10 protein-coding genes are annotated in these 13,256 nt (G+C 67.8%); 6 read left to right on the forward strand and 4 right to left on the reverse strand.

Annotation, left to right across the window (positions count from 1 at the left end; genetic code table 11):
• Positions 1 to 110 precede the first annotated feature (110 nt).
• A complete protein-coding gene (locus tag FO470_RS15660; RefSeq protein WP_144343904.1) occupies positions 111 to 809 on the forward strand; it encodes a GntR family transcriptional regulator in 699 nt (232 codons plus the stop codon).
• Positions 810 to 833: 24 nt separating this feature from the next.
• On the opposite strand, the gene FO470_RS15665 is transcribed toward FO470_RS15660, so the two are convergent.
• Complete coding sequence (locus tag FO470_RS15665) at positions 834 to 2,270, reverse strand: aldehyde dehydrogenase family protein (RefSeq protein WP_210244928.1); 1,437 nt, start codon at positions 2,268 to 2,270, stop codon at positions 834 to 836.
• 85 nt (positions 2,271 to 2,355) lie between these two features.
• On the opposite strand from FO470_RS15665, the gene FO470_RS15670 reads away from it, so the two are divergent.
• Entirely contained in the window at positions 2,356 to 3,762 is a 1,407-nt protein-coding gene (locus FO470_RS15670) for an aminotransferase (protein ID WP_144343906.1), read from the forward strand.
• A 106-nt stretch (positions 3,763 to 3,868) separates the two neighbouring features.
• On the opposite strand, the gene FO470_RS15675 is transcribed toward FO470_RS15670, so the two are convergent.
• Together FO470_RS15675 and FO470_RS15680 are read right to left on the reverse strand one after the other, a co-directional pair.
• Complete coding sequence (locus FO470_RS15675; protein ID WP_144343907.1) at positions 3,869 to 5,923, reverse strand: hydantoinase/oxoprolinase family protein; 2,055 nt, start codon at positions 5,921 to 5,923, stop codon at positions 3,869 to 3,871.
• 20 nt (positions 5,924 to 5,943) lie between these two features.
• Complete coding sequence (locus FO470_RS15680; RefSeq protein WP_246659611.1) at positions 5,944 to 7,779, reverse strand: hydantoinase B/oxoprolinase family protein; 1,836 nt, start codon at positions 7,777 to 7,779, stop codon at positions 5,944 to 5,946.
• Positions 7,780 to 7,943: 164 nt separating this feature from the next.
• Between FO470_RS15680 and FO470_RS15685 the strand changes: the two genes are divergently transcribed.
• The 4 genes from FO470_RS15685 to FO470_RS15700 all read left to right on the forward strand — a co-directional run bounded on the left by FO470_RS15685 (position 7,944) and on the right by FO470_RS15700 (position 12,063).
• A complete protein-coding gene (locus FO470_RS15685) occupies positions 7,944 to 9,038 on the forward strand; it encodes an ABC transporter ATP-binding protein (protein ID WP_186291990.1) in 1,095 nt (364 codons plus the stop codon).
• Between the two features lie 37 nt (positions 9,039 to 9,075).
• Positions 9,076 to 10,257, forward strand: coding sequence for an ABC transporter substrate-binding protein (locus FO470_RS15690; RefSeq protein WP_186291991.1), 1,182 nt, complete (start codon positions 9,076 to 9,078; stop codon positions 10,255 to 10,257).
• Between the two features lie 91 nt (positions 10,258 to 10,348).
• Positions 10,349 to 11,200 (forward strand): ABC transporter permease, encoded by an 852-nt coding sequence (locus FO470_RS15695; RefSeq protein WP_144343910.1) that lies wholly within the window; start codon positions 10,349 to 10,351, stop codon positions 11,198 to 11,200.
• On the forward strand, positions 11,197 to 12,063 hold the full coding sequence (locus FO470_RS15700; protein ID WP_144343911.1) for an ABC transporter permease: 867 nt from the start codon (positions 11,197 to 11,199) through the stop codon (positions 12,061 to 12,063). Before FO470_RS15695 ends, FO470_RS15700 begins: the two co-directional genes overlap by 4 nt.
• Positions 12,064 to 12,184: 121 nt before the next feature.
• Here FO470_RS15700 and FO470_RS15705 read toward each other — a convergent pair whose 3' ends face one another.
• Complete coding sequence (locus FO470_RS15705) at positions 12,185 to 13,222, reverse strand: HPP family protein (protein ID WP_246659612.1); 1,038 nt, start codon at positions 13,220 to 13,222, stop codon at positions 12,185 to 12,187.
• Positions 13,223 to 13,256: the final 34 nt, after the last annotated feature.

Here is a 13,256-nt window from a genome sequence, read left to right on the forward strand (position 1 = left end):
TCGCTGCCGGTGGGTAGCATCCACGTTTGAAACCGATTAGATTAGTGATCACAAAGGTGGCATGTGTTGCCTATTCCCCCATCAAGGCGCGATGCGCCCCTTCGAATCTCATGACCGAACAGGTAGTTTTCGAAAAGCTCGAGAGGGATCCGCTCCATGAGCGCGTGCACCGCGAGCTTCGCTCCGCCATCATTGCTGCGCGTTTCGAGCCCGGGCAGAAACTGACCGTCCGCGCGATTTCATCGGCCTTCGGCGTCAGCACCATGCCGGTACGTGCCGCGTTCGCGCGATTGGCGGCGGAGAAGGCGGTGACGGCGCTCGCCAACGGCACCATCTCCATCCCGCTGCTGACGCGCGAGCAGTTCGACGAACTGATCGAGCTGCGCATGCTGCTGGAAGGCATTGCCACGGAAAAGGCGGCGCGCGTCATCACCGACGAGGAGATCGAGGCGCTCCAGCTGATCGCCGGAGAGCTGCACGAGGCGGCCCAGGCGAACGATGCCGACGCCTATCTGCGCCTGAACCAGCAGTTCAAGTTCGCCATCTTCAAGGCGGCGCGCGCGCCGGCGCTGGAAGACCTGATCGAGCGGCTGTGGCTGCAGATCGGTCCTTTCATGCGCCATTACGCGGCCGACATCCGCGGCCAGCTCGACACCGACCGTTACGACGCGGTGATCGCCGCGCTGCGCCGGGCGGATGGCCGGACGGCCCGCGCGGCGATGGAGGAGGATGTCGCCGGCGGCGCCGTCTTCCTCAAGCGCGTGGCCGTCTTCGCCGAGGCGCCGACGGAGCCGCCGACCGGCAAATGAGCCGGCCGGCGTCCGGCGCAACGGTCAGCCTTCCAGCAGGTATGACGTCTTGGTCTGGGTGAAGAAGTCGCGCGCGACGCGCCCCTGCTCCTTCGGCCCGTAGCCCGACGCCTTCGTGCCGCCGAAGGGCACGTGGTAGTCCACACCCGCCGTCGGCAGGTTCAGCATGGTCATGCCGGCCTTCACGTGGCGACGGAAATGGTGGGCGTATTTCATCGTCGTCGTGCAGATGCCGGCGGAGAGGCCGTAGGTCGTGTCGTTGGCGACCTCGATCGCCTCCTCATAGTCCTTCACCCGGATCACCGAGGCCACGGGGCCGAACACTTCCTCGCGGTTGATGCGCATGTCGCGATGCGTGTCGGCGAACAGCGCGGGCGAGAGATAGAATCCCTCGGTGTCGCGATTGAGCCGCTCGCCGCCGGCGACCAGCCGCGCGCCTTCCCCGCGCGCGATGTCGACATAGGACATGTCCTTGGCGAGCTGCCGCTCGTCGATCACCGGGCCGACCTGCGTGCCGGCCTCCAGCGCATGGCCGACCTTGAGGCTGCGCACGCGCTCGGCCACCGCCTCGACGAAGCGGTCATGCACGCCTTCGGTGACGATGAGCCGGCTCGATGCCGTGCAGCGCTGGCCGGTCTGGTAGAAGGCGCCGTTCACCGCGCATTCGACCGCGACGTCGAAGGGCGCATCGTCGAGCACGACGAGCGGGTTCTTGCCGCCGAGTTCGAGCTGCACCCGTGCGCCATTCGCCACCGCATGGGCGGCTACCTTCCGTCCAGTGACGGTCGAGCCGGTGAAGCTGATGCCGTTGATCTCCGGCGAGGTGGCCAGCGCCTCGCCCACTTCCGCCCCGCCGATCACCAGATTGACCAGCCCCGCCGGAAGACCGGCCTGCTCCATGATCTCGAACAGCGCCACGGCGCTCGCCGGCACCAGTTCGGAAGGCTTCAGTACCACCGCGTTGCCGTAGGCGATGGCCGGGGCGATCTTGTTGGCGGGGACGGATGAGGGATAGTTCCACGGTGTGATCAGCCCGATCACCCCGACAGGCTCGGGCATCACCTCCACCTCGACGCCGGCCCGGATGGAGGGCAGGCGCTCACCGGCGAGGCGGAGCACCTCGCCCGCATAGAACTTGAAGAGCTGGCCGGCGCGCGTGACCTCGCCGATCCCGTCGGGGAGCGGCTTGCCCTCTTCGCGCGACAGCAGGCGGCCGAGCGCCTCGCGGCGCGTCAGTATCGCCGTGCCGACGGCATCCAGAGCCTCGCTGCGGGCCTGCAGCGTCATGGCGCCCCAGACCGGAAGCGCCGCCCGCGCGGCCGCGATCGCCTCGGCGACCTGGGCCGGCGTGGCGAGGGAGAACTCGTCGACCACATCGGAAATGTCGGACGGATTCACGTTCCGCAGGGCACCGGATCCTTCGACCCACGCCCCGCCGATGAAATTGCGCTGCACGTTCAGACCCTCTTCATTGCGAGATCAGTGATCACACTTTATAGTGCCCTCCGACCTGCTTCAACATGCCGTCCAGCCGGAGAGCCTGCGCATGAGCCTCGAACCGCACCACAACATGTCACTTGAGGAGATGGACAAGCGCAGCCTGTTCCATCCCTTCACCAGCATCGGCGACCATCTCGCCAACGGGCCGCGCATCATGAGCTCGGCCAGCGGCGTGCATGTCACCGACAGCAAGGGCCGGCGCTATCTCGACGGCGCCGCAGGGCTCTGGTGCGTCAATGTCGGCTATGGCCGCCAGGAGATCGTCGAGGCGATGACGCGGCAGGCCGAGGCGCTGCCCTTCTTCCATTCGTTCACCTCGATGGCGAACGAACCGTCGATCCGTCTCGCCGACCGCGTGCTGCGCTGGGCGCCGGACCATATGAGCAAGGTGTTCTTCGGCAATTCCGGTTCGGACGCCAACGACACCAACATCAAGCTCGTCTGGTACTACAACAACATGCGCGGCAAGCCCGCGAAGAAGAAGATCATCGCGCGCAACCGCGCCTATCACGGCGTCACCATCGGCGCCGGCAGCCTCACCGGGCTGAGCTACTGCCACCAGTTCTTCGACCTGCCGCTGCCGCAGATCCTGCGCACCCATTCGGTCGACCAGTATCGCGAGAAGCCGGAAGGCATGAGCGAGGCGGAATTCAGCGCCTATCTCGCCAGCGAGCTGGAGGCCCTCATCCTCAAGGAAGGGCCGGACACGGTCGCCGCCTTCATCGCCGAGCCGGTGATGGGCACGGGCGGCGTGCTGGTGCCGCCGGCGGGTTACTTCCAGGCGATGCAGGAAGTGCTCGACCGCCACGACGTGCTGATGATCGCCGATGAGGTGATCTGCGGCTTCGGGCGCCTCGGCGCGCCCTTCGGCACCACCCATTTCGGCATCCGGCCGGATATCATGACCATGGCCAAGGGCCTGTCCTCCGGCTACCAGCCCATTTCGGCGAGCGTGATCTCGAACCGCATCTGGGACGTGCTGAAGGATACCTCCGGCGAAGTGGCCTCCTTCGCGCACGGCTTCACCTATTCGGCCCATCCGATTGCCGCGGCGGCAGCGCTCGCCAATCTCGACATCGTCGAGCGCGAGGACCTCGTCGGCAACGCCGCCAAGGCGGGTGCCGAGCTGAAGGGCGCGCTCCAGAAGCGGCTGGGCGATCACGCGATGGTCGGCGACATTCGCGGCGTCGGCCTGATGCTCGCGGTGGAGACGGTGGCGGACCGTGCGACCAAGCGCCCCTTCGACCTGTCGCTGAAGGTCGGCGCGCGCATCGTCGCCAAGGCCTACGAGCAGGGTGTCATCGTCCGCCCGCTCGGCAACATGATCGCCATGTCGCCGCCGCTCACCCTTTCGAGCGCCAACATCGAGGAACTGGTCACGGGCCTCGGCCGCGCCGTCGACGCGGTGGCGGACGAGCTGGCGCGCGAGGGGGCGCTCTCCCGCAAGCACTGATTCACTGCGCCTGCCCCCCTCCAGGCAAAGGCCCCGGACGCAATGTCCGGGGCCTTCTTTTTGCGTCGATCCTCGAAGAGGGGGAGCGGCCGGCGGCCGCTCCGTTTCAGTGCAGCTCGAGGCGGTAATTGCCGTCGCGGTCGGCCGTCGCGCTCCAGCGCGGCAGCAGCATGATCGTCGTGGTCGGCTCCTCGATCACGGCGGGGCCCGTTACACGGGCGCCGGCGCCGAGATCGGCGCCGCCATAGACCGGGCAGTCGATGATCCCGCCCGCCTCGCGCACATAGACGCGCCGGTGCGCCTTCGGTGCCGGCGCGCCCTGCTGCGCGGGACGGATGACGCGCTCCGGCCGTTCCGGCGCGAGCCCGATCGCCCGCACCTTCCAGGTGGTGAATTCCACCACGTCGGTCTCGGCCTTCACCGAATAGATGCGCTCATGCATGGCGTGGAAGGCCGCCACCAGGCGTTCGAGGTCGTCCGCGCCCAGTCCCGCCGCCGGCAGGTCGAAGGGTACCTCGATCTCCCAGGACTGGTATTGGTAGCGGCCGAGATAGACGGTCGCGAAGCGCTGGCGCTCCGCCGGCACGCCCGCCTCGGTCAGGAAGGCGCGTCCACGTGCGGTGAGGCGCGCCACCGCCTCGTTGATGCGCGCCGGATCGAAGGCGGCCGAGGAGGTCAGCGCCGTCGCCTGCTCTTCCCAGCGTATGTCGGAGATGAGGCCGCCATAGGCGGAAAGGCCGGCGGCGAAGCGCGGGACCATCATCCGGCCGATGCCGAGCTCCTGGGCGATCTCGCAGATATGAGCCGCGGTCGCGCCGCCCCCGACCACCATGAAGCTGTCGCGCGGATCGATGCCCTCCTTCACCGTCATGTCCTCGATGGCGCCGACCATGACATTGTTGCTGGTGGTGTAGATGGCATAGGCCGCCTCCTCCAGCGACACGCCGAGACCGTCCGCGATCTCGCCGATCACCCGCTCCGCGGCCGGCCGGTCGAGCTTCATCCGTCCGCCGAGGAAATAGTCCGGGTCGAGGATGCCGAGCACGACATTGGCGTCGGTGACGGTCGGGCGCTGCCCGCCGCGCCCGTAGCAGGCGGGGCCGGGACGCGCTCCCGAGCTGTGCGGCCCGACATGGAGCATGCCGCCCGCATCGATGGAGGCGATGGAGCCGCCGCCGGCACCGACCGAGCGCACGTCGATCTTGGGAATGCCCAGCATGTCGTCGCCGATCATCGCCTCCTGCGAGACGATGAAATGCCCGTCGCGGATCGCCGAGACGTCGAAGGTGGTGCCGCCCATGTCGACGACGATGACGTTCGGCTCCGGCGTGAGCTGCTGGGCGGCGACCGGCGCCAGCGTCGGGCCCGACATGACGGAGAAGATCGGCCGCGCGATGAGGTCGCCCGGCGGCATCATGCCGCCGACGCAGTTGGCGAGCAGCAGCTCGTCGCGGAAGCCGGCGGCCTCCAAGGCGCCCGTGAGCTTCGTCACATAGTCGCTGACGATGGGCAGCAGCGAGGCATCGATGACGGTGGAGATGGCGCGGCGATATTCGCGCCCTATGGGATTCAGCTCGTGGCTCAAGGTGACCGGCACGCCGGGCCAGACCTCGTGGACGATCTCCCGGGCGCGCCGCTCATGGCTGCCGTCGATGATCGACCAGAGGAAGCAGATGCCGATCGCCTCGGCCCCTTGCGCCTTCAGCCGGAGGGCCGCGGCGCGCACGTCATCCTCGTTCAGCGGCTCGATCACGTCGCCGCGCGCGCTGATGCGGCCGCGGATCTCCGCCGTGTCGGCGGGCAGGACGTAAGGATCGGGAAAGTCGAGCCGCCAGTTGAAGACCGGTTTGCGCACCGCCTCACGGAGGGTGAGGATGTCCGGGTGCCCGGCATTGCACAGGAAGCCGGTGCGGGCCGACTTGCGCTCCACCAGCGCGTTGGTCGAAACGGTGGAGCCGTGCACGATGCGGCCGGTCTGGCGGAGGAAGTCGGCGAGGCCCAGCCCGAATTGCTCGGCCGCGAGCTTCAGGGCGTTCATGAAGCCGGTCTCGAAATCCGGTGGCGTCGACGATGCCTTGAAGATGTGAAGCTCACCCTGCCCGTCCTCGACGATGCAGTCGGTGAAGGTGCCGCCAATGTCGATGGCGATGGAAAAACTCATCGGAAATTCCGCCGGAATGGTCAGGAGGAGGGGGAGTGGTTGGCGCGTCGTTCGGCGGTCGCGGCCTCGTCGAGGTCCCAGCCGCCGATGGCGGGGCTCGGACGGACGACGACGCCATGGACCTCGCGGGCGCGCTCGGGCGAGATCCAGCCCCGGCGGACCGAGCGCAGCACCCTTTCCGGCGCGCGCGCATAGGGATCGCCATAGCCGCCCCCGCCGCAGGCCCGGAACAGCACCGCCTCGTCAGGGCCGATGGTGACGTCGCCGAAGGTCACGAGCTGCGTCACCGCGCCGTCGCGGTTCCGATGCCAGTTGCCGGAGGTTGCCGCGTCGCCGCCGCCGCGCACGCCGCGCGCGGGGGTGATGTCGCCGTCGCTGCCCCAGTAGACCGTCATCGCGCCGACCAGCGGGCGATAGGTGCCGGCGATGCCGGGCGCACCGTCGAACTCGCCCGGCCCGCCGGAATCGACCGCCACGCGCCGCTCCTCGACGAGCATCGGGTACATGGCCTCGTTGATCTCGACGGAATCGACGGACATCTGCCCGCCGTCGCAGCCGGCACCCGAGAGCAGCCAGCCGTCGTAGCCGGAAAGGCCCGCACTGCCGCCATAGCCGAGGAAGATCTGGTTCACATAAGGCTGCCCGCCCTTGGACAGGTCGCCCTGCGTCGGGTCGGTGCCGGAAATGACGGCTTCGCCGAGCGCCTGCGAATAGGCGAACTCGCCCATGCCGTGTGGCTCGCCGATCTGCGAGAAGCAGCTCGCCACCGCGGTGATCAGGCGGCTCGTCAGATTGGTCGTGGCGACCGAGGTGCCGACCGGATAGGCGGGCCGCCCCAGCGCGCTGCCGTCCTTCAGCAGGATGCGGATGCGCGAGGCGCTGCCCTCATTGTGCGGCAGGTCGGGATCGAGATTGTAGAACACGCCGATGCGGCAGGCGGCCAGGGCCGTCGCCTCGGTGAGATTGAGCCCGCCCGGCACGCAGTCCACATTGTCGGTGGCGTCGACGGTGATCATCGCCTCGTCCGGGTCGATGCTCAGCGTGACGCGCACCGGGATGCCGTCCTCAGCGACGTTCGGCACCGGGTCGTGACGGGTCTCGAAGCGCCATGTACCCTTGGGAAGCGAACGGACCTCGGCGATCATCCGGCGCTCGCCATAGGCCATCCACTCCTCGATGAACGCCTTCACCGTGGCGCGGCCGTAGCGGTCGCACAATTCCTTGAGTCGCCTTTCGCCGACCCGGCAGGCGCCGACCTGGGCCTGATAGTCGCCGTACCAGAGATCGGAGACGCGGATCTTCATCCGGCACATGCGGATGATGTCCGCCTTGTCCTTGAAGCCTTCCTGGATGCGCACGCAGGGAAGGTGGATGCCTTCCTCGTAGATGGTCCTGGCTTCCGGCAGGTAGGTCGTGGGGATCGGCGCGCCGATGTCGGCATGGTGGGCGCGGGCCAGTGTCCAGAAGAGCGGCTCGCCATCGCAGAACACCGGCACGCAGAGGGTCATGTCCGCATGGTGGGTGTTGCCGGTGTAGGGGCAGTTGTTGATGAAGGCATCGCCTTCCCGGATGTCGTCGAAGAATTCGGTGATCGGCTTGGTCGTCAGGTCGAGGGCGGTGATGTGGATGGGGATGCAGTCCTCCACCGACAGCAGCCGGTGATCGTAGGTCAGCAGGCCGCAGGAGAAGTCGCGCGCGTTCTTGATGACCGCGGAGCGGCTCGACTTCATCAGGGTCGCGTTCATTTCCCGCACGATGGCGGAGAGCCGCGACGAGAGCACCGAGAGCAGGAAAGGCTCGATGGTCGTGACGGTTTCGCCCGCCATGCCGCCAGCGGGGGCATTTCTCGTCGCCATGCAAATCCCTCTTGTTGCTTTTTGCGATCAGTGATCACAGAATAGCGTCATGCTAAGCGAAGTGATGCGGCGGCTCAAGCACGGAACGACCGTTCGTCATGCCTGTCGCGCCGCCGTCGGAACGCCGCCAAATCGAGAGGTCCTGCCCTTGTTCGGAAGCGCCCATGCCCAGCCCTGCCGATAAAGCAAACGACGCGCCGGCGCTGGAGGTCATCCGCGCCTCGCGCCATTTCGGCGCCGTCAGGGGGCTGGACGACGTAACCGTCACCGCCGCGCGCGGCGAGTTCCTTACCATTCTCGGGCAGAGCGGCTCGGGCAAGACCACGCTCCTGCGCATCATCGCCGGGCTCGACCATCCGACCTCGGTCGCCGCGCTCCGCATCGGCGGCAAGGACGTGCTCGGCCTGCCGCCGAACAAGCGCAACGTCACCACCGTCTTCCAGCATTACGGCCTGTTTCCGCATATGAGCGTCGGGCAGAACGTGGAATACGGCCTGAAGCTGCGGGGCGTCGGCGCGAGCGAGCGCCGGACCCGTGCCGAGGCGGCGCTGGCCACGGTGCGGCTGACCGACAAATATGACCGGCGCATCCACCAGCTCTCCGGTGGCGAGCGCCAGCGCGTCGCCCTTGCCCGCTCCATCCTGACCGAGCCGGACGTATTGCTGCTGGACGAGCCGCTCGGCGCGCTCGACGAGCGGCTGCGGCTCGACATGCAGATCGAGCTCGTGGAACTGCAACGCCGGCTCGGCATGACCTTCGTGTTCATCACCCACAGCCAGGAAGAGGCGCTCACCATGAGCGACCGGGTCATCCTGATGAGGGGAGGGCGCATCGCGCAGGAAGGCACGCCGCGCGATCTGTTCGAACGGCCCTGTTCGCGCTTCGCCGGCTCCTTCATGGGTGTCGAGAACATCATCGACGGCACGGTTGCCGATTTTGCCAACGGCATAGCGGGGATCGCCACGCCCGCCGGCATCTTCCACGGCCTCTGGACCGGCGTTGAGCCCCCGCGCGTCGGGCAGGCGGCGGCGCTGCTGCTGCGCGCCGAGAAGCTGCGCATCGGCACGACCGCGTTCGCCGACAGCTTCGAAGGGCGGATTACCGCCCGGATCTACAAGGGCAAATACATCGACGTCGCAATGGAAACCCGCGTCGGCGTGATCCACGCCCGCGCCTGGACCGACGAAGACCTCACTTCCGATACCGTGCGGATCGGCTGGTCCGCCGGCGATGCCAGATGCGTCCCCGCAGAGGGATGAAGACCACAAAACCTTCCAGAACCAGGAGAACAGGCAGATGAACGGGCATGACCTCACCACGCCGCAGGGCCGGCCGGGCCTCAGCCGCCGTGCCGTCCTCAAAGCCGCGGCCGCCGGCGCCGCCGTGCTGACCACCCCGGCGCTGATCCGGCAGGCTCATGCCGCCGCGTCCACCGTGCGGATCATGGGCGTCGAAACCGCGGCACTCAATGACTGGTCCTCCTTCGAGAAGGAAACCGGCCTGAAGGTCGAGTTCACCGGCATTAATTCCGATCCCGGCATCTTCCGCCAGGAAGTGGTCGCCAATGCCGCCGGCGAGCGCATCGACATCTTCCTGATGGACGGCGGCATCGAGGATGAACTCGGCGCCAAGGGCTTCTTCGCGCCCATCGATCCGGCCAAGGTGAAGGGTTGGAGCGAGGCACCGGCGGCGGTGATGAACTCCCCGCTGGCACAGGGTCCCGACGGCAAGCAATACGGCATGCCGGTGGTGATGAACGCCGACTCCTTCGCCTATTATCCCGAGGTGATCGGCGAGGAGGAGCCGCTCTCCTACGCGCTGCTGTTCGAGAGCGACAAGACGCTCGGAAAGGTGGCGCTGGAGAATACCTGGCTCACGTCCCTGCCGATGGCGGCCACCTATCTCAAGGTTGCCGGCAAGCAGGCGATCGGCGATCCCTCCAACATGACGCCGGAAGAGGCGAAGGCCGTCGTCGACTTCCTCATCGCGCGCAAGAAGGCCGGTCAGTTCCGCGCGCTCTGGTCGACCTTCGAGGAATCCATCGACCTGATGGCCCGCAAGGAAGTGGTGGCGATCAACTGCTGGGAACCGGCGGTGAAGGAACTGCGCAAGCAGGGCAAGGACGTGCGCTACGCCTTCACCAAGGAAGGCTACAACAAGTGGATGATCTGCGCCTATGTGCCGAAGGAGGCTGCCACCGGCGGGCGCGCCGAGGTCGTCGCCAAGGCGCTCTCCGGCTTCCTCGGCGGTGCCTATGCGGCGCAGATCGCCGTTCTGCGCGGCTATGCGACGGCCAACGCCAAGGCGGGCCTCGCCTACGCGGAGGCGCAGAAGATGTCAGCGGAGGATATCGAGTCGATCAAGGCCAACATCGCCAAGATCGAGAAGAAGTTCGCCGCCCCGCTGTTCTGGCAGAACGCCGCGCCGACGAACCTCCAGGCCATCGAGGCCGAATGGGAACGTTTCCGCCAGGCCTGATGCCGGGCCGGCTAACGCCGTATGATTGCGCGGGCGGCGGCAACACCGCCCGCGCGTTCCAGTCGCTTCACCCCCTGCGATCCACGGGCCGATGCTACGCACCACCCTGATCCTCTTCATCGCCGTATGGGCGGTCTTTGTCGTGGTGCCGGTGGCGCTGCTGGTGCTGTGGTCCTTTCTCGAAATGAAGGACTACAGCTTCTCTTCCGGCCTGAGCACGGCCGCCTATGCCGCCGTCTTCGATTCCGGCCGCTACGAGGTCACCCTGCGCACCTTGCGCATCGCCGGCCTCGTGACTGCCATCGAGCTGGGCCTCGCGCTGCCTTTCGCGCTGTGGCTGGCCAAGGGCGTGCGCTCATCCATGCTCAAGGCGATGGTACTGGCGCTGCTGACCGTTCCCTTCTTCATCAGCCTTGCCTCGCGCACCATCGTCTGGCGTTCGGTGCTGTCGCGCAGCGGCCTCGTGAACACGGCGCTCATGCATTTCGGCATCGTCGAGCAGCCGGTCGACTGGCTGCTGTTCTCCGAATTCTCGGTTCATCTCGGCCTGCTGGCTCCCTCCTTTCCCACCATGGTGCTGCCGATCTTCCTCTCCATCTCGCTGATCGACGACGAGCTGATCGAGGCGGCGCGCGATCTCGGGGCACCGCCGGCCAAGGTGCTGGGCGACGTGATCCTACCGCTGGCGCTGCCCGGCATCATCGCCGGCATCATTTTCACCTTCGTGCCGCTGCTGGGCGAGACGGTGGTGCCACAGCTCCTTGGCGGCGGACGGGTATCGATGCTCGGCGCCTCGATCTCCAGCCTGCTTCAGGTGCTGAACTATCCCGTTGCCGCCGCGCTCTCCACGCTGGTGCTCGGCATCCTCGCGGCGTTGTTCATTGCGCTGCGTCTCATCGGCGGCGGCTCCATCGCCGCCGTCTTCGAGGGCATGAAGCGATGAGCGCACCCGGCACGATCACGCGCATGGCGGCGGACGCGCCGCCCGAGGTTCGTCCCGTCCACGTTCGCGCCGGCCGGCTGGAGCACCGTCTCGGCCTGCTCGCTGCGCTCGGCGGCTTCGGCATGATCGCGCTCACCTATGCGCCGATGCTTTGGCTCGGCATCATGTCCGTCAGCGCCGATCCGCTCGGCGGGCTGCCGGGGCCCTTCACGCTGGAATGGTACGATCGGCTGTTCACCGATCGGCGCTGGGTCGGCCCGCTGCTCGCCAGCATGGGCTGCGGCGCCGTGGTCGGCCTCGCCTGCGCGGCCTCGGGACTGCTGGTGGCACGGGCACTGCCGCAACTGCGCGCGCGTGGCGCCCTGCTCATCGCCTTCCTGGCGCCGCTCTTCATCCCCGGCGTGCTGCTGGGGGCGGGGCTTTTCCTCTATCTGCGTGTCTTTCTCGGGCTGCGGCTGGGGTGGTGGTCGGTCTTCCTCGCCCATTTCGCCTGGGCTTATCCCTTCGCGCTGCTGGCGCTGCTGGTGACGACCACACGTTTCGACACGCGGCTGAACGATGCCGCCGCCGATCTCGGGGCCGGTCCCTGGCGGCGCTTCGTCGATGTCGAGTTCCCGCTGATCATGCCGGGGGTGGTCTCGGCGGCGCTGTTCGGCTTCCTGCTGTCGTTCAACGAGCTCGCGCGAACCATCCTGCTGCGCGGAACGGCAACGACGCTGCCGCTTTTCGAATGGGCGCAGGCGACCTCGCACTCCTCCAACGTGCCGCTGATCTTCGCTCTCGCGACGCTGGTGCTGCTCGCCAGTCTCCTGCTGATCGGTGTCTCGTTCTGGATGCTCTTCGGGAGAGCGGCCGACCGGTAAGCGGGAAGACGCGTGGGCCGAAGGTCTCGCGCCCGGTTTCCATGAATGCCGGAGCTTTGCCGCGGCCGCCCCGATAGCGGCGGCGGCACGCGCGGCTGCGCGGCCGCCGGATTGCCCCGCCTTACTTCAGGCCGCGCGTCAGCACGGACAGCCAGTCGGCCTCGGTGATGACCCCGACCGGGCGGCTGTCCTGGTCGACGATGAAGACAGCGTGCACGCGGTCCTCCGCATAGCGCGCGAGGAGATCGATGGCGGGATGCGTGGGCGCCGCGGTCGAGGCCGGCGACATGATTTCCCGGACCGTCGCGGCGGGCCGGACGAGCTCGCGCAGGCCGACCGCCCCGACGACGCGGCCGTCGTCGTCGAGCACCGGGAGCCGCCGCACGTCCTTCTCGACGAGCCGCGCGCGCGCCTCTTCCGGGGACGCCGACGCGGCCACCGAGATGACGTGGGGCGTCATCAGGTCGCGGCAGGCGAGCTGCCGGTAGGAGCGCGCGAGCGCCCGCTGCTTGATGGTCTGCAGGATGGTCTCGAGGTCCGCCGGGCTGATATCGAAGGTCTCGCCGAGTTCGTCGAGGGCCTCCGTCACGTCGCTGCGGCTGAAGGTCCATGGCGGCGTGTCGGGCGAGGGCGGCGCGGCCGGCACATGGGGGTAGGCGTGGCCGGAAAACCGGTGATAGATCCACGCGCTTCCCACCAGGATCACGGCGTTGGTACCGACCGGGAGGAGCGGGAAGAGGTAACTCGACGAGGCGCCGGCGAACAGGCCGACGAGCGCCGCCGCCCCTCCGGGCGGGTGCAGGCAGCGCAGCAGCGACATGGCGGCGATAGCGCCGCCCACCGCGAGGGCCGCCGACAGCGCCGAGAGCGGCATGAAATGGGCGATGACGACGCCGATGAAGGCGGAGATGACGTTGCCGCCGATGGCCGGCCAGGGCTGGGCCATCGGGCTCGCCGGCACCGCGAAGAGCAGCACGGCGGAAGCGCCCATCGGCGGGACGATCCACAGAAGCTGCCGCGTGTCCTCGGCCGCGAAGGCGGTGAGGAAGGCGGTGAGCCCGATGCCGATCAGGGCGCCGAGGCTGGCAAGCAGCCGGTCGCGCAGCGTGGCACCCGCGAGAATGGGGCGGAAGAGCTTTATGCGTGCAAAGTCCGACAAGACCGACTCCAAAGGCACTGTAAGGAAAAGGCAC

The organism is Ancylobacter moscoviensis (assembly GCF_007559435.1).
Lineage (GTDB): Bacteria > Pseudomonadota > Alphaproteobacteria > Rhizobiales > Xanthobacteraceae > Ancylobacter > Ancylobacter moscoviensis.

Coding starts and splice junctions, on each gene's coding strand:
- FO470_RS15660 (WP_144343904.1), top strand. CDS start 111: ATGACCGAACAGGTAGTTTTCGAAAAGCTCGAGAGGGATCCGCTCCAT.
- FO470_RS15680 (WP_246659611.1), bottom strand. CDS start 7,779: ATGGCGACGAGAAATGCCCCCGCTGGCGGCATGGCGGGCGAAACCGTC.
- FO470_RS15675 (WP_144343907.1), bottom strand. CDS start 5,923: ATGAGTTTTTCCATCGCCATCGACATTGGCGGCACCTTCACCGACTGC.
- FO470_RS15670 (WP_144343906.1), top strand. CDS start 2,356: ATGAGCCTCGAACCGCACCACAACATGTCACTTGAGGAGATGGACAAG.
- FO470_RS15690 (WP_186291991.1), top strand. CDS start 9,076: ATGAACGGGCATGACCTCACCACGCCGCAGGGCCGGCCGGGCCTCAGC.
- FO470_RS15695 (WP_144343910.1), top strand. CDS start 10,349: ATGCTACGCACCACCCTGATCCTCTTCATCGCCGTATGGGCGGTCTTT.
- FO470_RS15685 (WP_186291990.1), top strand. CDS start 7,944: ATGCCCAGCCCTGCCGATAAAGCAAACGACGCGCCGGCGCTGGAGGTC.
- FO470_RS15700 (WP_144343911.1), top strand. CDS start 11,197: ATGAGCGCACCCGGCACGATCACGCGCATGGCGGCGGACGCGCCGCCC.